Consider the following 19,470-nt stretch of genomic DNA (forward strand, 5'->3'; position numbering starts at 1 on the left):
TCGACGAAGCATATGAAAAGCGGCGCTAAACGGATAAGGCTCGCGTAGCGCGCGCGTCGATGCTTACCTGATCTGCAACACCGCCTGGCGCACATCGATGCGGCGCGGAATCACCTTCGTATCGAAAGCCAGATTCGCCGAGTCCTGCTGCGCGCTAAGGACGTCGTCGGGAATCGGATAGCTCGCGCCCCACTCCAGGCGCGAGATCGCCCGGTTCCATACGGCGAGCGGCACGCCCGTATTGGCGGACAGAAAGCGCGCCGTATCCTGCGGATGCGCGAGGCTGTCGTTCGTCTGACGTGCAAGCTGATCGAACAGCAGACGCAGCGCGGCGGGATACTTTTGCGCGAAGTCGCGCGTCGCGATATAGAAGCCGTATTGCGGCACCGACAGATCCCCGATGGTGAGAATGGTCCGCGCGCCGGTGGTCAGTTCGGTGTCCGCGTAACGCGGATCGGGCACGGCCCACGCATCGATGAAGCCGCGCTCGAACGCCGAGCGCGCATCGCCATAGGACAGGTACGTGAACTGCGCGGCGTTCGGGTCCATGTGGGCATCCTGCATCGCCTTCAGCACGAACAGGTGCCCTTGCGAGCCCTTGGCGAAGGCGATCTTTCTGCCCTTCAGATCGCGCAGGTCCTTCACGGGCGAATCCTTCGGCACGACGATCGCATAGCTTTTGACGAGTCTCGGCGCATACGCCACATACACGACCGATGGCGCCGCGCCCGCCTGCGCCATGATCGGCGGCGTCGAGCCGACCGTGCCTACATCGACGTCGCCCGCATTGATGGCTTCGACGAGCGGCGCGCCATACACGAACTCGTGCCACGAAACCTTGACGTGATGCGAAGCGAAAGCCTGCTCCAGCTTGCCCGATGCCCGCAGCGCGACGAGACCGTCGCCCTTCTGGATACCGATGTTGATCTGCGCGGGATAGCCCTCGTCAGCGTGCGCGGCAAACGCGGCGGCGAAGCAACCGGCGGCGATGATGGATTTCAGGAATCGGATCGGCATCAAGACTTGAAATAAGGATTGGCGGGACGTGCGAGACCGTAGTGACCGCGCAGCGTGGCGGCTTCGTACTCGCGCCGGAACAGGCCGCGCCTTTGCAGAATCGGCACGACATGCTCGGTGAAGTGCTCGAGCTGCGCGGGCAGTACGGGCGGCATCACGTTGAAGCCATCGGCGGCACGGCTTTCGGTCCAGTCGGCAATGACATCTGCAATCTGTTCGGGCGTGCCGGACAGCGTGAAATGCCCGCGCGCCGCCGCGAGCTTCCTCAACAGGCTGCGCAAGGTCGGACGCTCGCGCGCCACCAGTTGCGTGATGACGGCCGCGCGGCTTTGCGCGGCCTGCACCGTCGACGGGTCCGGAAAGTCATCGACGGACAGCGGCTGATCGAGCGGCAGCGTCGAGAAATCGTAGCCGCCGAAGCGGTTCGACAGGCGGCCGAGTCCCACGCTGACATCGGTGATCGAGTCGAGTTCGTCGAGCAGAGCGCTGGCTTCGGCTTCGGTCGAACCGATCGCCGCGCTGATGCCCGGCAGGATCACGATGTCCTGCTCCGAGCGGCCCGCGGCCCTCGCGCCCGCCTTGAGCTCGGCATAAAAGTCGATCGCGGATTGCTTCGTCAGATGCGCGGTGAAGACGGCTTCCGCATGGCGCGCGGCGAACGCCTTGCCCGTCGCCGACGAGCCCGCCTGCACCAGCACCGGATGCCCCTGTGGCGGGCGCGGCAGATTCAGCGGCCCCGCCACGCGATGAAACTTCCCGCGATAGCCGATCTTGCGCACCCGCGCCGGATCGAGAAAGCGTCCGCTCGACGCGTCATCGATGATGGCGTCATCGGCCCAGCTATCCCACAGTTGCGTGACGACTTCGAGAAACTCGTGCGCGCGTGCGTAGCGCTCCGCATGCTCGATCTGCTGCTCGTAGCCGAAGTTCGGCCCCGCGCCGCCGACCCACGAGGTCACGATGTTCCAGCCGATGCGCCCGCGCGAAATGTGATCCAGCGAAGCGAACTGACGCGCGAGATTGAACGGCTCGGTGTACGTGGTCGATGCCGTCGCGATCAGTCCGATGCGCGAAGTCGCCTGCGAAAGCGCCGCGAGCGTGGTGATCGGTTCGAGCGCGCCGGACGCGACGAATTGCGCGCCATCGCCGAGCGCGAGGGCATCGGCGAAAAACACGGAATCGAACAGGCTTTGCTCGGCCCTGACGGCGAGATCGCGAAAATAGTCGATATCGGTCAGCGCCTGGCGCGTCGCGCCGGAATGACGCCAGCCTGCTTCATGATGGCCGCGTCCGTGAACGAAGAGATTCAGATGTATAGGTCGGGGCATGAGCGAATAGTCTCGTTTGCCGGATCAGTCATGCACTTTGGGAAAACCGTGGCGCTCGGCGAGCAACGCGAGAATGCGGCGCGTATCGGTGACGAAGCGTTTCTCGCCGACGGTTTGCGCGTCGGACGGCGCGGGGTACGCATCGCCCAGCACCAGCACCGGCAGACTTTGATGCGCATCGCTCAGTGCTTCGACCGCGGCCTTGCGGGGACGCTCGAAGGGCACGCGGCGGATATCGAGGCGCGCGTTGCGCGCCGGATCGCTTGCGAGCAGACCTTCGATCGGCGCACCGTCCGGGCAGATGAACACTTCGCCCGGGCGCTTCGGATCGGTGAAGCCCGGTTCCAGCAGAATGAGTAGATCGCGTTGGGTCATGGTCGGCGTCATGCGTGGTTGAGAGCCGCCACAGCGTAACCATCCCGCGCGGAGATTGGAACGAATTGGATCTGCTAACCAAATCTGCGGCGCGCATGACGAAAGACGGATCGCGGGCGCCTTCCGGACCGACAGCTCATGCGGCTATCCGATGCTTCGTCGACGTTATCCGCGCTTCTTGCGCGCGCTGCGCTGATCGATCCACAGCCGCGCCCAGCGTGCCGCATAGGCGATCGCATGATCGCGCTCGAAGAAGTAATCGAGCGCATCGAAAGTGAAGCTCGCACCGTGCGCGTACCGGCGATGTTCGATCGTCAGGTTGGCCGCATACAAGCCGCTCGGCATGGCCTGAGCGGAGGGTGCAACCTCATAACCTTTGTATTGCATGGAGCGAGTCCTCGCGGCAAATTCAGGCAACATTGCCCGAACCGCTTCATGCTAGGGGCCGACGAACGCATGGCCAACCAATCCTTTTACGTTTGCAAATCACCGGCCGCATCGATTCGTCATTACGTCATGCCATGCATGTCAAAGGCGTCCCGGTCGCGGGTCCGGAACGAATCCATCGCGATTCGGCATGCGGATGGCGGCAAGCGAATGGGCATCGAGGCGGGCGTCGTCGGGAACGATGCCGTTCTGATTCAGGATCCACGCGCTCACGGCATACACCTCGTCCGCACTCAGCGATTGCGGCGCGTTATAGGGCATCGCGCGGCGAATGTAATCGAAGAGTGTCGTCGCGTACGGCCAGTAGCTTCCGACCGTGCGCACCGGCTTCTCGCTCGCGAGCGTGCCACGCCCGCCGATCAGCCGGTCGCCCAGCACGCCCTCGCCTTTCGCACCGTGACACGAGGCGCACTTGGCCGCGAAGATCCGCGCACCGGTCACCACGTCGCCGCTGCCCGCGGGCAGGCCGCGACCGTCAGGCGCGACATCGATGTTCCACGCGGCGATGTCCGCCGCGCTCACGGGCGTGCCGATCGTGCCGATCGTGCCGACAGCCGCGCGATGCGTTGCATCGTCCAACCCGGCCTGCGACGCGCGCCCGTCCCGCCACGGCCCCGAGCAGGCGGTAAGACACAGCGCCGTCAGACCCACGATCACCGGGCGCACGGCGCGAAGTTGTCGAGTTGATTCCCTATGCATTTTTCACGCTGCCATCGGCGTCGACGCGCCATTGCTGAATGCCGTTGTAGTGGTAGTTCGAGTTCAGCCCGCGCGCGGCGACGAGCGCCTCGCGCGTCGGCTGGATGTATCCGGTCGAATCCGTTGCCCGCGAGAGGATCGTGGCCGGTTCACCGTTCCACACCCATCCCGCATGAAAGCGCGTGAGCGCGCGATCGCCGGGCGTGCCATCGAGCCGCGCCGCTTGCCATGAGCGGCCACCATCGACGGATACTTCGACCTGACGGATCGCACCGCGTCCCGACCAGGCGAGCCCCACGATCGGGTAGTAACCGTGAGTCGTCAACTTGTGCCCGGGCGATGGCCGCGTGATGACCGATTTCGCATCCATCTCGAACACGAACTGGCGCGCGCGACCATCGGCCAGCAAGTTCGTGTATTTCGACGTTTCCTCTCGCGTTTCGAGCGGCGCGTCGACGAGCTTCAGCCTGCGCAGCCACTTCACGTTGGTGTTGCCTTCGAAGCCGGGGACCAGAAGCCGCAGCGGATAGCCGTTCTCCGGCCGCAGCCGCTCGCCGTTCTGCGCATACACGACGAGCGCGCGATCCAGCACGCGATCGAGCGGCAGGCTGCGCGTCATCGCGGCTGCATCGGCGCCCTCCGCGAGAATCCAGCGCGGCGCGTGGCCGTCGTTCGCAGCGAGCCCGCCGGCCGCCTCGATCAACGTCGAAAGCCGCACGCCGGTCCACTCGCAGCACGACAGAAGCCCGTGCGTGAGCTGAACGGGCAGCCCGCTCGGCCCCTTCCATTCGCTCGCGGTGTTGCCCGAACATTCGAGAAAGTGCACGCGCGACTCGGAAGGCAGCCGCAGCAAATCGTCCATCGTGAAGAGCTTCGGCTCGCGCACGAGGCCATGAATCACGAGCCGGTGCTGGTCCGGGTCGATATCCGGCACACCGGCGTGATGGCGTTCGTAGACAAGCCCGTTCGGTGTGATCGCGCCGTGCAGATCGGCGAGCGGCGTCAGCGACGAAGCCGCGCCCGGCACCGGCCACGCACGCGCCGCGCGACGCACGACCTCGGATTCGCGCGGGGATGGCAGGCCATAGGGATGATCGAGAATCGGCGCGCCAGGCATGCGCGTCCACGGCTCGACGCTGAGCGGCTGCAAGAGTCCGGACGCCGCATTCGCGTGAGGCGCCACGGCTGCCGACAGCGCGAGGCCGCCCAGCATCCGGCGTCGCGGCGACGCGGGAGCGTGTTGCTCCGGCTTCGCGGGATCGCCGGGCCGTGTGGCGGAAAACGATGAGAAACGCGGGATTTTCGGCATGCTCGATGAGTCGGGCAGAGAAGACAGGCAGTCGGGCGCCCGATTATAGGTCGCGGTTTCGGGATGCCCCATCGCGATTGCGACTATGCAAATGACAAGGGTTGCTTAAGCGCCATCGTCTAACGCGTTCCTGCGAATGCGATGACATCATGAGTCGCTCACGCCGACGACGGCGCGCAGGATCACCGGCTGCCCGCCGCGCAACGACACGGCGCCGAACACCGAGCGCGCGTGCACGCCGGCATCGCCCAGAACCTCGACCAGCAGATCCGATGCGCCGTCGAGCACCTTCGCGTGGTCTTCGAAGGCGGCGTCGGCGTTCACGAAGCCCTGCACGTCGAGCACCTGCTTCACGCGCTCGAGCGAGCCGAGTTCATCGCGCAGCACGAGCAGCAGTTCCAGTGCCGCCTCGCGTGCGAACGAAACGCCGTCTTCGAGCGTGAGCGTGTCACCCAGCCTGCCTTTGGACGGCTTACCGTCGATGGCGGCGCCCGCCGACTTGCCCGACACGAACACGAGATCGCCCCAGCGGGTGGCATTGCGATAGTTCGCCTTCGGGTTGCTCGAAGTGCGTTCGGGGTCGATCAGACGGTCGAGTCTTTCGTCAGCGCTCATGGTGCTCCTGTCGGTATGAATGCGTGACATCACGCGCAGCCGCTCATGTTATGCAGCAACGGCCGGCGCGCTAACCAACGAAGCCTCATATCGATATGACCGGCCTCGCGCGGCGCGAAGCGTTCGTTGCGCGCCTGCTCGCGATTTCTGCATCGCTTCTCCGATGTAATCCGGAATCCAAATCAGACGCTCCGACCATTACAAACGAAAAATCCTTTGTTGGACTTCGGTAAGCACGACCGTAGTATCCGGCTTCCTCGAACTCATGGTTAATACCTAAGGAAGCGAATGAAACGAGTCGCACTCGCCGGCGCCGCTGGCATACTGGCCGCCCTTCCGGGCATCGTTCAGGCACAGAGTTCCGTCACCTTGTACGGGATCATCGACGCCGGCCTCGCCTATACGAACAATCAGCGTGGCGCATCCAACGTGCAGGCGACGAGCGGCAAGCTCAACGGCAGCCGCTGGGGCCTCAAAGGCGTCGAAGATCTGGGCGGCGGCTACAAGGCGCTGTTCGCGCTCGAGAGCGGCTATCGCGTCAACGACGGCACACTCGCTCAAGGCGGACGCGAATTCGGGCGGCAAGCTTATGTGGGCGTGGCGAAGACGGGCATCGGCACGCTGACGCTCGGGCGTCAGTACGATCCGAACACGGATCTCGTTGCGCTCTTCGCGGGGCCGGGATTCTGGTCGCCCGCCACGCACGTCGGCGATAACGACAATCTGAATCAGACCTTCCGCATCAACAATGCCGTGAAGTTCAAGAGCGATACCTTCGCGGGCGTGACTGTCGATGCGCTCTACGGGTTCAGCAATCAGGCGAGCAACGGCGCGGGCGCGGGCTTCGGCAACAACCGCGCTTGGGGCGTATCGGCGAGCTACGCCAGCGGGCCGTTGCAACTCGGCGCGGGCTATTTGCTGCTCGATCATCCGAATGTCGCGTCGAACACGAGCGGCGCGGTCGGCGGTGCATCGACCACGTCCGGCGACGACTACAGCGGCGCCTTCTTCTATGGCCTGAACGGCGGCGTCGCGCGGCAGCAAGTGGCGGTCGCGGGCGGCAACTACGCGATCGGATCGGTCGCGACAGTCGGCTTCGCATGGAGCCACACGCAGCTCGACTACAACGATGGCTCGTCGCGCAAGTTCAACAACTACGATGTGAACGGCCGCTACAACATTACGCCGGCGACGACGCTGATCGGCGTGTACACCTTCACCGATGGCCGCGCCAACAGTCTGCCCGGCACCGGCGGCGCGACACTCAAGCCGCGCTGGCATCAGTTCACGCTCGGCGTCGACTATGTATTGTCGAAGCGCACCGACCTCTATCTCTCCGGCGTCTATCAGCTCGCGGCGGGCGATGCCTCGACGCGCGTCGGCAACGGCTATCAGAAGATCGCGGCTATCGCCGACGCGGGCACGCCGTCGTCGACGAACCGGCAAGTGGCGGCGTTCGGCGGCGTGCGCGTGCGCTTCTGAGCTGCGAAGAACCGCATCGAACCGGTGAAAATCCCGCGGCGAAAGCGCGGAACGACACCCTCGATACGCTGCGCTCACACCGTTTTCCTACGCGCTTACGAATCGGGCGCATCCGGAAGGCACGCTCGAAGCCTCGTGCTTCGAGCGTCGCCGAGCGCATTCGCGCGACGCGCAATCGCGGTTCTTTCAAATCTCTGAAGGCGACAAGCAAAGCAGAAATCGATCTTTGGCGGCCTTGAGCCGGTTGCTAAGATCGCCGCTCGCTTTCAACGGACCGCCATAACGACAATGACCTTGCACCGCTCGATCGCTACCCGCCGCGCCGCCGTTGCGCTCGCCGTCGCCAGCCTCTTCGCGCTGGCATCGTGCGGCTCTTCCAGCGACAGCTCGCCGACGACCGCGCCGGTCGCCGCCGCCAAACGGCCGAACATCCTGTACATCATGGCCGACGATCTCGGCTACTCGGATATCCACGCGTTCGGCGGCGAAATCAACACGCCGAATCTCGATGCGCTCGTCGCATCGGGCCGCATCCTCACGAACCATCACACCGGCACGGTCTGCGCGATCACGCGCGCCATGCTGATCTCAGGCACCGACCACCATCTCGTCGGCGAAGGCACGATGGGCACGCCAACCGACGAACGCAAGGGCCTGCCGGGATACGAAGGCTATCTGAACGACCGGGCGCTCTCGGTCGCGCAGTTGCTGAAGGATGGCGGTTATCACACGTACATGGCGGGCAAGTGGCACATCGGCTCGGGAATCGTAGGCAGCACCACAGGCGGCGGGCAAACGCCGGATCAGTGGGGCTTCGAGCATAGCTATGCGCTGCTCGGCGGCGCCGCGACGAATCACTTCGCGCACGAACCCGCAGGCTCGAAAAACTACACGGAAGACGGTCAATACGTTCAGCCGGGACAGCCCGGCCAGCCAGGCGGCGCAGGCGGCAGTCCGAGCGTCTTCTATTCGACCGACTTCTATACGCAGCGCTTGATCTCCTACATCGATTCGAACAAGGGCGACGGCAAGCCCTTCTTCGCCTACGCAGCCTACACGTCGCCGCACTGGCCTTTGCAGGTGCCCGAGCCTTACTTGCACAACTATGCGGGCAAGTACGACGCAGGTTACGACGTCATCCGCAATGCGCGGATTGCCCGGCAGAAGGCGCTCGGCATCATTCCCGCCGATTTCAATCCGTATCAGGGCGCGCCGGAAACGCTGACCTCGTCGCCCGCCACGGCGAACAATGGCAGCGCTGACGCGAAATACATCAGCGCCGTGCACAACGCCGCGCAAGGCTACAGCGACTATGGTCCCGGCACGGTCAACAAGTCGTGGAACAGCCTGTCCGCCGCCGAGAAGAAGGCGCAAGCGCGCTACATGGAAATCTATGCCGGCATGGTCGAGAATCTCGATCACAACATCGGCCTGCTGATCCAGCATCTGAAAGACATCGGCGAATACGACAACACGTTCATCCTGTTTCAGTCCGATAACGGCGCGGAAGGCTGGCCGATCGACTCGGGCGCGGATCCGACCGCGACCGATACCGCGAACGCATCCGATGCGGTCTATTCGACGCTCGGCACCGACAACGGTCAGCAGAACGCGCGGCGTCTGCAATACGGCCTGCGCTGGGCCGAAGTCAGCGCGACGCCGTTCCGCCTCACCAAGGGCTACGCGGGCGAAGGCGGCGTATCGACACCGCTCATCGCACATTTGCCCGGACAGACGGCGCAGTTGCCCACCTTGCGCGCCTTCACGCACGTCACCGACAACACCGCGACCTTCCTCGCCGTCGCACAGATCACGCCGCCGACGCAGCCCGCGCCGGCTTCGATCAATACGCTTACGGGCGTCGATTCGAACAAGGGCAAGGTGGTCTATAACAACCGCTACGTCTATCCGGTCACCGGACAGTCGCTGCTCCCGATTCTCAAGGGCGACGGCACCGCGGAAGTGCACACCGCCGCGTTCGGTGACGAAGCCTATGGACGCGGCTATCTGCGCAGCTCCGATGGCCGCTGGAAGGCGCTTTGGACCGAGCCGCCGACCGGTCCCGTCGACGGTCACTGGCAGCTCTTCGACCTGCAGGCCGATCGCGGCGAGAACAACGACGTATCGGCGCAGAATCCGTCCGTCATCGACAGTCTCGTGCAGCAGTGGAACAGCTACATGAGCACGGTGGGCGGCGTCGAACCGCTGCGGCCGCGCGGCTACTATTGAGCGCGCGATGAGTCGTAGATGGACATCCGTTGCAGGCGCCGGCGCCGTGACGCTCGCGTTGTTCGGCGCGGGCTTCGGCGGGGCGCTCGCCGTGAACGCGGAGCACGGCTTCGATCCGCGCAATCTCGCGCGCACGCTGGCGCCGCTCGGCTCCGAGCAGCAATGCGAACGCTATTCGGGCATTCCCGCCAAGTGGCGCGACGATCCGCGCGCGGGCATGGTGCACCTGCGCGGCGGCGAATTCGTCTTCGGCAGCACACTGGGTTATGACGACGAGCGCCCGGTGGGCGATGGCAAGACGAAGGTCGGAGCCTTCTGGATCGACCAGACCGATGTAACCAACGCGCAGTTCGCCGCTTTCGTCGACGCGACGGGCTATGTGACCGAAGCCGAGCGTCAGGGCGGCGCTGTCGTGTTCCATGTCCCGACGCGCGAAGAAATGAACGCACGCGATCTCGCGTGGTGGTCGTGGGTGAAAGGTGCGTCGTGGAAGCATCCCACGGGATCGTCGAGCACATGGAAAGGGCACGAAAATCGTCCGGTGACGATGGTGACGCTCGCCGACGCCCTCGCCTACGCGCACTGGCTCGGCCGCGATCTGCCGACCGAGGCCGAGTGGGAATACGCGGGCAAGGCCGGGCGGGAAGGCGCGCAGCTCGACGCCGCTCCGCGCGATGCGCGCGGCAAGCCATCGGCGAATTACTGGCAAGGCGTGTTTCCCGTGCTCGACTCCGCCGAAGACGGCCATGCGGGTTTGGCGCCGGTCGGTTGCTATGCGGCGAACGATTTCAGGCTGTACGACATGATCGGCAACGCATGGGAATGGACGAAGGATCCTTACACCGGTCCGCGTCAGCCGCATTCGAACGGCGACACGGCGGCGGTGATCCCAGCGCGCAAGCACGACACGGCCGTGGTCATCAAGGGCGGCTCGTTCCTGTGCGCGCAGGATTATTGCGTGCGCTACCGGGCGTCGTCGCGCGAGCAGCAGGAAGCGGATTTGCCCGCGTCGCATATCGGCTTTCGCACCGTGCTGAGGGACGGCTGATGCGCGCGCGATTCGTTTTCGCGCGGGCGGTTCTGGCAGCCTCTTTCGTGACGACGGCGCATGCCGCGGAGCAGACGGTTCGCATCGGCGTGATGCCGGGCGAGGAAGCGACGATCGTCGCGCATGTGCGTGAAGTCGCCGCGAAGCAGGGCTTGCCGCTCGCCGTCGTGACTTTCGACGATGCCGCGCGCATCGACGCCGCGCTCGCAAACGGCACGATCGATGCCGCCAGTTTCGAGGACGAAGCCAGCCTCGCCGCCCGCAGCGCGCGCAACGGCTACGCGATCGAAAGCGTCGCCGCGACCGTGACCTTGCCGATGGCGCTCTACTCGCGCAAGCTCGCATCGATCGCCTACTTGCCGCGCGGCGCGACCGTCGCCGTTCCGGCCGATGCCGCCGGCACCGCGCGCGCATTGATCCTCCTGCAGAACTATGCGCTCATCACGCTGAAGGACGGCGCGGGCCTTCATCCGACGCTCGGGGATATCGCCGGCAATCGCTTCGGTCTGAAGATCCGCCGGGTGGAACGCGCGAAGCTCTACGAAGCGCTCGACACGGCGAGCTTCGTCGCGATGAACGCCGACGACGCCGCGCGCAACAAGCTGAAGCCGGGCCGCGACAGCATCGGCATCGAAGATGCGCGCTCGCCTTATCAGCATGTTCTCGCCGTGCGTACGCGCGACGCGAAGGCCGCCTGGGTCGGGCGACTCGTTCGTGTCTTTCATTCCGACGACGTCGCGCATTTCATCCTCACGCAGTATCAGGATTCCGTGCGCCGGCCTTGGTGAATAGCTACTCGTTCGACTGCACCGCGTGCGGCAAATGCTGCAACAGTCCGCCGGCGATGTCGCTACGCGAACTGTTCGAACACCGCGACGTATTCGTCGGCTGCATCGCGCTCGGACGCATGCCGCGAGGCGCAGACACGCCACTGCACGCGTTTCCCGTCGATGAGGCCAGTGCCATCACCATCACGACGCTTGCGCTCGATTACCCGTCGCTCGGCCGCTGTCCCGCGCTCGCGCATGACGGGTTGTGCGGCCTTCATGCAAAGGGCAAGCCGGATCAGTGCATCGCGGTGCCGCTCGACCCGCTCGTGCCCGATCACCTGCAACATGCGGTGCTTGCGCAGCGCTCGCATGGCGCGGGATGGATCGGCGCGCAATGCATCCGCCCGGGCGAGCATCCGGGTGCGTTGCTCCTCAGGGCTGGCGAGATCGTGGATGAAGAGGCCAAGGCGGCCGTGCAACGCAGACGGCACGCGCTAGGCATCGAGCGCGAGCTATGGGCCGCGCCGTTGTTCGATGTCCTGAGACGCGATTTCGCCGATCCGCGCCGCGCGCTCGCGATGCTTCCTTCCGACGGTTATCGCACCATTGCGAGCGTGCCGGCGCTCATGGGTATCGGCACGTTATCGACGGCGCTCGCGCGCGCGTGCATCGCCTATATCGATGCGCAGACGGCGCTGATACACCGGAACGTCGCGCAGGCCGTGCAACGCCGCCGCCTCGACGACCGGCCGACGACGCAGACACTGCGCGGTTTCTCCGATGCACTCCAGCATGCACGCGCGCATCTCCGCGCGCTGCCCGAACGCACCGCAGCCTCGCCGCTCGCGAAAGACGCCGAGGCGTGGTTTCTCTTCTGAGGGTCGGCGAATGCGCCGTTCGTGCCGACGGGCAGCATACGAATCCGCCTTTTTGCTACGCAGCAATCGGACCGTCCAACGTGCGTCTAAAGAAATTGAGTCAATGCTCTATTTCAACGTATCTCATGCCGATCGCCCCCAGCCCGCAGCCGATTTCCGGATTTCATCCTGTCGTAAGGTTTACCCCGATTTAAACGCAAACCAACAAAAGGGACATTCTGGCTGCTGCATGTAATCGAAGCGCAACCCAATTGACGTCATTCTGAAGCGCCAGCTCTGCGGCTGGCGTCGTGCATGCCGAGAGGAGAGCGATTTGGTCCTTGAACTGGAGCGGGTCAGTGTCGTTTCTGGCGGGCAGCCGTATCTGTACGGCGTGGATTTGCGCCTTGTCCCAGGCGCCATCAACGTGCTTCTCGGACCCACGCAGGCCGGCAAAACCACGCTGATGCGCGTGATGGCGGGTCTCGACAGGCCGAACGACGGCCGGGTGCTCGTCGACGGCCAGAACGTGACAGGCGTCAGCGTGCGCCAGCGCAATCTCGCGATGGTCTATCAGCAGTTCATCAACTACCCCGCGATGACGGTGTTCGAGAACATCGCCTCGCCTTTGCGTCTGCAAAAAACCGACCCTGCCGAAATCCGCCGGCGCGTGCACGAAGTCGCGGCCCGACTGCATATCGACCATTTGCTGGAGCGGCGGCCAGGCGAACTGTCGGGCGGACAGCAGCAGCGCTGCGCGCTCGCGCGTGCACTCGTGAAGCGCACGTCGCTGGTGCTGCTCGACGAACCGCTCGTCAATCTCGATTACAAGCTGCGCGAGGAATTGCGCCTCGAACTGGCCACGCTTTTCGCCGACGGCAAGACGACGGTCGTCTACGCGACCACCGAACCGCTCGAAGCGCTGCTGCTGGGCGGCCATACGGCAATCGTCGATAAAGGCCGGGTTCTGCAGTTCGGTCCCACGCTCGATGTCTATAACGCACCGGTCAACGTCGCGGCCGCAGCCGTTTTCAACGATCCGCCGATGAACATGCTGACGAGCGACTGCGGCAACGGCCGCGCGCGTCTGCCGATCGGCGTCGAGGTTCCGGTCCGGCACGGTCTCGCCGCGAACGGCGCATGCCGCATCGGCATCCGGCCCGGGCACGTGCGTCTCGAGGCGAAGGCCGCTCATGCGATCGCCGTTGCGTGCCGGCTCGAACTCGCTGAACTGAGCGGCTCGGAAACGTACCTGCACTTGCGCACGCTGACCGGCGCGGTCGACCTGGTTGCGCAATTGCAGGGCGTGCATCAGATCGAGCTCGGCACGCAGCTCGATGTTTTCATCGACCCTGACGAACTGTTCGTGTTCGGCGCGGATACCCAACTGGTGTCCAGCCCGGAGGCAGCTCATGGCGTGCATTGAGTTCCAGAATCTCGGGCACGCGTACGGACCGGCCCCCGCGACGCTCGACGACTACGCGCTTCAACCCATGAGCATGGTCTGGGATGACGGCGGCGCTTACGCGTTGCTCGGGCCATCGGGTTGCGGCAAGACCACGCTGCTGAATATCGTGTCGGGGCTCGTCAAGCCGTCGGAGGGCAAGGTGCTGTTCGACGGACGCGACGTGACTGCGCTCGGCGCACGCGAGCGCAACATCGCGCAAGTGTTCCAGTTCCCCGTGGTCTACGACACGATGACCGTGTTCGACAACCTCGCGTTTCCGCTGCGCAATCGGATGATGTCGACCGCCGAGGTCACGAAGCGCGTGCACGAAGTCGCGGAAATCCTCGATATGACGCGCGATCTGCCGCTCAAGGCGAGCAATCTGGCCGCCGACGCCAAGCAGAAAATATCGCTCGGGCGCGGCCTCGTGCGCAAGGACGTGGCGGCGATTCTCTTCGACGAACCGCTCACCGTGATCGATCCCGCGATGAAGTGGATGCTGCGCCGGCAGTTGAAGAAGATCCATCAGCAACTCAAGCTCACGCTTATCTACGTGACGCACGATCAGGTAGAAGCGCTGACTTTCGCGGATGAAGTCGTGGTCATGACGAATGGCCGCGTCGTTCAGAAAGGCGGAGCCGATGCGCTTTTTCTGCGGCCGGATCACGCTTTTGTCGGCTATTTCATCGGCAGTCCGGGCATGAATCTCTGTCCGATCGAGCTCGACGCAGACGGCGCAAAAATCGGCTCCCAGCGCCTGCCGCTCGACGCGGGCACGCTCGCGACGCTACGGGCCGCGCATCAGCAGACAAACGGCGCGCTCAAGCTGGGGATTCGCCCGGAATTCGTACGGCTTTCGCATGAAGGCGGAGCGGGTGCGCTCAACGCGCGGGTGCTTCGCGCACAGCAACTCGGCAACTATCAACTGGTGACCGCGCAATGCGACGGCCATGTGTTCAATGCGAGGCTCGAACCGCATGTACGGATTGTCGACGGACCTGCCTGGCTGCATCTGGTTGCGCCTGAGACCGTATTCTTCTGCAACGACGAACGAATCGAAACACGCATCTCCGAAGAGGCCGCGCGATGAAGCCCGTCAATCAGAAAGCGTGGTTGCTGGTCGTTCCGGTGTTCATCTGCGTCGCGTTCTCCGCGATCCTGCCGCTGATGACCGTGGTCAACTATTCGGTGCAGGACATCATCGGCCCGACGCAGCATGTGTTCGTCGGTACGGAGTGGTTTCGCAACACCATGACCGATCCGGATTTGCGCCAGGCACTCGGCAGACAGGTCATTTTCTCTGCGTGCGTTCTGCTGTTCGAGATTCCATTGGGCGTGGCCCTCGCACTGTCGATGCCGGCTTCGGGATGGCGCGCATCGGCGACGCTCGTCGTGCTCGCCATGCCGTTGCTGATTCCATGGAACGTGGTGGGCACGATCTGGCAAATCTTCGGGCGCCCGGATATCGGACTGCTCGGCTACTGGCTCAATAGTCTCGGCTTCGACTACAACTACACGGCGAGTCCCACGGCCGCATGGCTCACGGTGCTGGTGATGGACATCTGGCACTGGACGCCGCTCGTCGCGCTGCTGTGCTATGCGGGCTTGCGCGCGATTCCGGACGCCTTCTATCAGGCCGCGGAGATAGATGGCGCGAGCCGCTTTGCGGTATTCCGCTACATCGAGTTGCCGAAGATGCGCGGCGTGCTGATGATCGCCGTGCTGCTGCGCTTCATGGACAGCTTCATGATCTACACCGAGCCGTTCGTGCTGACAGGCGGCGGACCCGGCGATTCCACGACCTTCCTCAGTCAGTACCTGACGCAAAAAGCGGTCGGCCAGTTCGACCTCGGCCCGGCCGCGGCTTTTTCGCTGATCTATTTCCTGATCATTCTGCTGTTGTGCTTCATTCTCTATAACTGGATGAATCGCGTCGGCAGAGGCGGCCTCGCCGCGCAAGGAGACGACCATGCAGGATAAGCGCCGCTGGATGCGGACGTTGGTGCTCGTCGTCTATATGCTGTTCGCGCTGATTCCGCTTTACTGGATGTTGTCGATCTCCCTGCGCACGAACGAGGAGACCATGTCGACGTTCGCCACGCTGCCGCAGCACGTGACGTTCGACAACTACAAGGTGATCTTCACCGATCCCTCGTGGTACTGGGGCTACATCAATTCGATCATCTACGTGCTGATGAACACGGTGATGTCCGTGCTGGTCGCGCTGCCTGCCGCGTATGCGTTCTCGCGTTATCGCTTTCTCGGCGACAAGCACATGTTCTTCTGGCTGCTCACCAACCGCATGACGCCGCCCGCCGTGTTCCTGCTGCCGTTTTTCCAGCTCTATTCGAGCATCGGCCTGACCGACACGTACATTGCCGTCGCACTCGCGCACATGCTGTTCAACGTGCCGCTTGCCGTATGGATTCTCGAAGGCTTCATGTCGGGCGTCTCGCGCGAGATCGACGAAACCGCGTATATCGACGGTTATACGTTTCCCGCCTTCTTCGTGAAGATCTTTCTGCCGCTCATCAAGTCGGGCGTCGGTGTCACGGCTTTCTTCTGCTTCATGTTCAGCTGGGTCGAACTGCTGCTCGCGCGCACGCTGACTTCGGTCAACGCGAAACCTATCGCTGCCGTGATGACGCGCACCGTGTCGGCGGCCGGCATGGATTGGGGCGTGCTGTCGGCGGCGGGCGTGCTGACGATCGTTCCCGGCGCGCTCGTGATCTACTTCGTGCGCAACTACATCGCGAAGGGCTTCGCGATGGGGAGAGTGTGATGTTCACGTGGATGTACTGGACGCCCGAGGTGGCGATTTTTTTCGGCTGCATCGTCGTGATGCTGGGCGGCATGACGGTATGGGAACTGTGCTCGCCGACTCATGAACGCAAGGGTTTTCTGCCTATCGCGACGACTCGCGGCGATCGCCTTTTCATCGGCCTGTTGACTGCCGCTTATGTGAATCTCGCGTGGCTTGCGATCAGCGCGGAGGGCTCGAGTTCGTGGCCGGGCTTCGTAGCCTCGGTGCTGGTGCTGCTCGCGATCATGTGGAAAGGCTAGCAAGCCGACGCATGCAGCGATGACTGACAACTGCCGGTTCCGCTGATGCCCCCAGCGGGCGCCGACAAGATCGAAGGGGCACGGAAGACACAGGAGAAGACCATGCATCAGAGGAGACGGATCGTCGCGCTGGCAGTGGCAAGTATCGTGTCGGGTGCCTTCGCGAACCAGGCTCTGGCGGGAACGCCCGAGGCGCAGAAATGGGTGGACAGCGAGTTTCAACCCAGCACGCTGTCGAAACAGCAGCAGATGGACGAGATGAAATGGTTCATCGATACCGCGGCGAAACTCAAGTCGCAGGGCGTCAAAGAGATTCATGTCGTGTCGGAAACCATCGACACGCACACCTACGAATCGAAAACGCTAGCGAAAGCGTTCAGCGAAATCACCGGCATTCAGGTGAAGCACGACATCATTCAGGAAGGGGACGTCGTCGAGAAATTGCAGACCTCGATGCAATCCGGCCAAAGCATTTACGACGGCTGGATTTCGGACTCGGACCTGATCGGCACGCACTATCGCTATGGCGTGATCGTTCCGCTATCCGATTACATGGCGGGCGAAGGCAAGGAATACACGAACCCCGGTCTTGACCTGAAAGATTTCATCGGCACGAGCTTTACGACCGCGCCGGACAAGAAGCTCTATCAGCTTCCCGACCAGCAGTTCGCGAACCTTTACTGGTTCCGCGCGGACTGGTTCGCACGCAAGGACTTGCAGGACAAGTTCAAGGCGAAATATGGCTACGAACTCGGCGTGCCGGTCAACTGGTCCGCGTATGAAGACATCGCCGAGTTCTTTACGAACGACGTGAAAACCATCGACGGAGAAAAGGTCTACGGCCATATGGATTACGGCAAGAAAGACCCGTCGCTCGGCTGGCGCTTCACGGACGCGTGGCTTTCCATGGCGGGCGAAGCCGACAAGGGCATTCCGAACGGCATGCCCGTCGACGAATGGGGCATCCGCGTGACGCCTGATGGCTGTCATCCGGTAGGCGCGTCGGTATCGCGCGGCGGCGGCACTAATAGCCCGGCAGCGGTCTACGCGACGACCAAATACATCGACTGGCTCAAGAAATACGCGCCACCGGAAGCGTCGGGCATGACCTTCAGCGAAGCGGGCCCGGTGCCCGCGCAGGGACGCATCGCGCAACAGGTGTTCTGGTACACCGCGTTCACGGCGTCGATGCTCAAACCGGGCAACGTCACGAATGCGGATGGCACGCCGAAGTGGCGCATGGCGCCCTCCCCGCACGGCGCCTACTGGAAGGAGGGCATGCAAAACGGGTATCAGGACGTCGGCTCGTGGACCTTCTTCAAGTCGACGCCGCCGAATCAGCGCGCTGCCGCGTGGCTATACGCGCAGTTCGTGACGTCGAAGAGCGTGTCGCTCAAGAAGTCGATTGTCGGTCTCACGTTCATTCGCGACTCCGACATTCATAGCGACTACTTCACGAAGAACGCGGATAAATACGGCGGCTTGATCGAGTTCTATCGCAGCCCGGCGCGCGTCGCGTGGACGCCGACCGGCAACAACGTGCCCGACTATCCGAAGATGGCGCAACTCTGGTGGAAGAACGTCGGCACTGCTGTCGCCGGTGAGAAGACGCCGCAGGCTGCGATGGACAACCTGGCGAAGGAAATGGACCAGGTGTTGTCCCGTTTGCAGCGGGCGGGGATGAAGGTTTGCGCGCCGGAGCTGAATGCGCAGAGCGATCCGTCGAAGTGGCTGTCCGACCAGCACGCGCCGTGGAAGGCGCTTGCCAATGAGAAGCCGAAGGGGGAAACGGTGAAGTATGAGCAACTGCTGTCCGCGTGGAAGGCGGGTAAGGTGCGGTAGGGGTTTTGATTTTTGGATTGGCGGCACTTGGTTGTGCCGCCTTTTTTGTGGGTTGCTGGACGGGCGCGGTGGGGCTGGAAGCAGCAGCGACGATTCGATGCGGATGCAATCTCTGACGGCCCTTGATGACCATCAGCCGAAATTCGCGGATTACCGCCTCGTTCTTCTGCGACGACCGTGGTCCGAAGGGCTGAAGCCGACCCGTTGCAGCCGCTGGACCGTAGCCATTTGAACGGCTGCTTCCGAGGCTTGAACGGTCGCCCGCGACAATGCCACTCGCACCGAACCGCGACGCTGTCGCTAGACAGAACGCGAAGCTCTTCAAAAGGGCAACGCCTACCTCGGTCGATGGCCTCTATCGCCGCCGACCGTAGAGAACGTCCTGAAGTGGTCACGGAGGACTTTAACCGGCGAAATTGTGCCTGTCATCACCTTCCGGGTTGCGATCGAAACGATCCTTTGGTGATTGACGTGCAACGCTTTGTTGTCCCCTTCTACTGAGCCATCCGAACCAAAAATGTCGATCAAGCACTCGTGTGTGACTTGAATTCGAAACGTCTTGTTGACAATTCGCTGCTTGAAGAAGATATCTCCATCCAAGCGCAGCACAGGTAGTTGAGGTGGTGCAGTCATGAAGGAACGTCCTTTATAGCCATGCGAACTACTGAAGCACTTACCCGCGAGGTTCACTGGTATGCGCCGCACCGCTGCTGCGACAAGTCAACGTCTATAGAGCCGAGCGCGCCGACGTGCGTAGGCTGAACCGCGGCTGTACGCGTCTTCTTCGGTAGGGAACATAACTGCGCTGTCGTGGCGAGCCTCGGTGATTTTGGGTCCTGTCAGGTCTATGTCGACAACGGTGAAGGCGAAGCCGCCAGCAACCAGCGGGTGTACCACGACGTGGTACTCATGATTTCCAACCTTAATCAAGCGCGACATGGC

At 63.3% G+C, this 19,470-nt stretch carries 18 protein-coding genes; 11 read left to right on the forward strand and 7 right to left on the reverse strand.

Annotated features, from left to right (window positions below; translation table 11 throughout):
• Positions 1-63: 63 nt before the first annotated feature.
• The 7 genes from QCE49_RS16910 to QCE49_RS16940 form a co-directional block, all read right to left on the reverse strand.
• The gene (locus QCE49_RS16910; RefSeq protein ID WP_250437304.1) at positions 64-1,017 is read right to left on the reverse strand and encodes an aliphatic sulfonate ABC transporter substrate-binding protein; all 954 of its coding nucleotides are present in this window, start codon (positions 1,015-1,017) and stop codon (positions 64-66) included.
• Positions 1,017-2,345, reverse strand: a complete 1,329-nt coding sequence (locus QCE49_RS16915; protein ID WP_008346780.1) for an LLM class flavin-dependent oxidoreductase — start codon at positions 2,343-2,345, stop codon at positions 1,017-1,019. The genes QCE49_RS16910 and QCE49_RS16915 overlap by 1 nt, the downstream gene beginning before the upstream one ends.
• 24 nt (positions 2,346-2,369) lie before the next feature.
• Entirely contained in the window at positions 2,370-2,720 is a 351-nt protein-coding gene (locus QCE49_RS16920; protein ID WP_250456965.1) for a DUF3088 domain-containing protein, read from the reverse strand.
• A 165-nt stretch (positions 2,721-2,885) separates the two neighbouring features.
• On the reverse strand, positions 2,886-3,107 hold the full coding sequence (locus QCE49_RS16925) for a hypothetical protein (protein ID WP_033535802.1): 222 nt from the start codon (positions 3,105-3,107) through the stop codon (positions 2,886-2,888).
• Positions 3,108-3,248: 141 nt separating this feature from the next.
• Complete coding sequence (locus tag QCE49_RS16930; RefSeq protein ID WP_250456966.1) at positions 3,249-3,833, reverse strand: cytochrome c; 585 nt, start codon at positions 3,831-3,833, stop codon at positions 3,249-3,251.
• Between the two features lie 25 nt (positions 3,834-3,858).
• Positions 3,859-5,079: a sulfite dehydrogenase gene (soxC, locus tag QCE49_RS16935; RefSeq protein WP_250457055.1), complete on the reverse strand. Its 1,221-nt coding sequence runs from the start codon at positions 5,077-5,079 to the stop codon at positions 3,859-3,861.
• Positions 5,080-5,322: 243 nt separating this feature from the next.
• A complete protein-coding gene (locus tag QCE49_RS16940) occupies positions 5,323-5,790 on the reverse strand; it encodes a RidA family protein (protein WP_008346786.1) in 468 nt (155 codons plus the stop codon).
• A 288-nt stretch (positions 5,791-6,078) separates the two neighbouring features.
• On the opposite strand from QCE49_RS16940, the gene QCE49_RS16945 reads away from it, so the two are divergent.
• From QCE49_RS16945 to QCE49_RS16995, 11 genes are all read left to right on the forward strand, one after another.
• Positions 6,079-7,272 (forward strand): porin, encoded by a 1,194-nt coding sequence (locus QCE49_RS16945; protein WP_250456967.1) that lies wholly within the window; start codon positions 6,079-6,081, stop codon positions 7,270-7,272.
• A gap of 288 nt (positions 7,273-7,560) precedes the next feature.
• Positions 7,561-9,501, forward strand: coding sequence for an arylsulfatase (locus tag QCE49_RS16950; RefSeq protein WP_250482025.1), 1,941 nt, complete (start codon positions 7,561-7,563; stop codon positions 9,499-9,501).
• Positions 9,502-9,508: 7 nt separating this feature from the next.
• Entirely contained in the window at positions 9,509-10,549 is a 1,041-nt protein-coding gene (locus tag QCE49_RS16955; protein WP_250456969.1) for a formylglycine-generating enzyme family protein, read from the forward strand.
• Positions 10,549-11,337 (forward strand): MetQ/NlpA family ABC transporter substrate-binding protein, encoded by a 789-nt coding sequence (locus QCE49_RS16960; RefSeq protein WP_175981577.1) that lies wholly within the window; start codon positions 10,549-10,551, stop codon positions 11,335-11,337. The genes QCE49_RS16955 and QCE49_RS16960 overlap by 1 nt, the downstream gene beginning before the upstream one ends.
• Before the next feature lie 56 nt (positions 11,338-11,393).
• Positions 11,394-12,197, forward strand: coding sequence for a hypothetical protein (locus tag QCE49_RS16965; RefSeq protein ID WP_250456970.1), 804 nt, complete (start codon positions 11,394-11,396; stop codon positions 12,195-12,197).
• A 313-nt stretch (positions 12,198-12,510) separates the two neighbouring features.
• Positions 12,511-13,602, forward strand: coding sequence for an ABC transporter ATP-binding protein (locus QCE49_RS16970; RefSeq protein ID WP_250437321.1), 1,092 nt, complete (start codon positions 12,511-12,513; stop codon positions 13,600-13,602).
• The gene (locus QCE49_RS16975) at positions 13,589-14,713 is read left to right on the forward strand and encodes an ABC transporter ATP-binding protein (protein WP_250456971.1); all 1,125 of its coding nucleotides are present in this window, start codon (positions 13,589-13,591) and stop codon (positions 14,711-14,713) included. The genes QCE49_RS16970 and QCE49_RS16975 overlap by 14 nt, the downstream gene beginning before the upstream one ends.
• On the forward strand, positions 14,710-15,603 hold the full coding sequence (locus QCE49_RS16980; RefSeq protein ID WP_250456972.1) for a carbohydrate ABC transporter permease: 894 nt from the start codon (positions 14,710-14,712) through the stop codon (positions 15,601-15,603). Before QCE49_RS16975 ends, QCE49_RS16980 begins: the two co-directional genes overlap by 4 nt.
• Positions 15,593-16,405 carry a carbohydrate ABC transporter permease gene (locus QCE49_RS16985; RefSeq protein ID WP_008346802.1) on the forward strand — a complete coding sequence of 271 codons (813 nt, stop codon included), beginning with the start codon at positions 15,593-15,595 and terminating at the stop codon, positions 16,403-16,405. The genes QCE49_RS16980 and QCE49_RS16985 overlap by 11 nt, the downstream gene beginning before the upstream one ends.
• A complete protein-coding gene (locus QCE49_RS16990) occupies positions 16,405-16,686 on the forward strand; it encodes a DUF2160 domain-containing protein (protein ID WP_175981569.1) in 282 nt (93 codons plus the stop codon). The genes QCE49_RS16985 and QCE49_RS16990 overlap by 1 nt, the downstream gene beginning before the upstream one ends.
• Before the next feature lie 102 nt (positions 16,687-16,788).
• Positions 16,789-18,528 carry an ABC transporter substrate-binding protein gene (locus tag QCE49_RS16995; RefSeq protein ID WP_008346806.1) on the forward strand — a complete coding sequence of 580 codons (1,740 nt, stop codon included), beginning with the start codon at positions 16,789-16,791 and terminating at the stop codon, positions 18,526-18,528.
• Positions 18,529-19,470 lie beyond the last annotated feature (942 nt).

This window comes from Caballeronia sp. LZ008 (assembly GCF_031451435.1).
Taxonomy (GTDB): domain Bacteria; phylum Pseudomonadota; class Gammaproteobacteria; order Burkholderiales; family Burkholderiaceae; genus Caballeronia; species Caballeronia zhejiangensis.

Coding starts and splice junctions, on each gene's coding strand:
- QCE49_RS16910 (WP_250437304.1), bottom strand. CDS start 1,017: ATGCCGATCCGATTCCTGAAATCCATCATCGCCGCCGGTTGCTTCGCC.
- QCE49_RS16915 (WP_008346780.1), bottom strand. CDS start 2,345: ATGCCCCGACCTATACATCTGAATCTCTTCGTTCACGGACGCGGCCAT.
- QCE49_RS16920 (WP_250456965.1), bottom strand. CDS start 2,720: ATGACCCAACGCGATCTACTCATTCTGCTGGAACCGGGCTTCACCGAT.
- QCE49_RS16925 (WP_033535802.1), bottom strand. CDS start 3,107: ATGCAATACAAAGGTTATGAGGTTGCACCCTCCGCTCAGGCCATGCCG.
- soxC (WP_250457055.1), bottom strand. CDS start 5,079: ATGCTGGGCGGCCTCGCGCTGTCGGCAGCCGTGGCGCCTCACGCGAAT.
- QCE49_RS16940 (WP_008346786.1), bottom strand. CDS start 5,790: ATGAGCGCTGACGAAAGACTCGACCGTCTGATCGACCCCGAACGCACT.
- QCE49_RS16945 (WP_250456967.1), top strand. CDS start 6,079: ATGAAACGAGTCGCACTCGCCGGCGCCGCTGGCATACTGGCCGCCCTT.
- QCE49_RS16950 (WP_250482025.1), top strand. CDS start 7,561: ATGACCTTGCACCGCTCGATCGCTACCCGCCGCGCCGCCGTTGCGCTC.
- QCE49_RS16955 (WP_250456969.1), top strand. CDS start 9,509: ATGAGTCGTAGATGGACATCCGTTGCAGGCGCCGGCGCCGTGACGCTC.
- QCE49_RS16960 (WP_175981577.1), top strand. CDS start 10,549: ATGCGCGCGCGATTCGTTTTCGCGCGGGCGGTTCTGGCAGCCTCTTTC.
- QCE49_RS16965 (WP_250456970.1), top strand. CDS start 11,394: ATGTCGCTACGCGAACTGTTCGAACACCGCGACGTATTCGTCGGCTGC.
- QCE49_RS16975 (WP_250456971.1), top strand. CDS start 13,589: ATGGCGTGCATTGAGTTCCAGAATCTCGGGCACGCGTACGGACCGGCC.
- QCE49_RS16980 (WP_250456972.1), top strand. CDS start 14,710: ATGAAGCCCGTCAATCAGAAAGCGTGGTTGCTGGTCGTTCCGGTGTTC.
- QCE49_RS16985 (WP_008346802.1), top strand. CDS start 15,593: ATGCAGGATAAGCGCCGCTGGATGCGGACGTTGGTGCTCGTCGTCTAT.
- QCE49_RS16990 (WP_175981569.1), top strand. CDS start 16,405: ATGTTCACGTGGATGTACTGGACGCCCGAGGTGGCGATTTTTTTCGGC.
- QCE49_RS16995 (WP_008346806.1), top strand. CDS start 16,789: ATGCATCAGAGGAGACGGATCGTCGCGCTGGCAGTGGCAAGTATCGTG.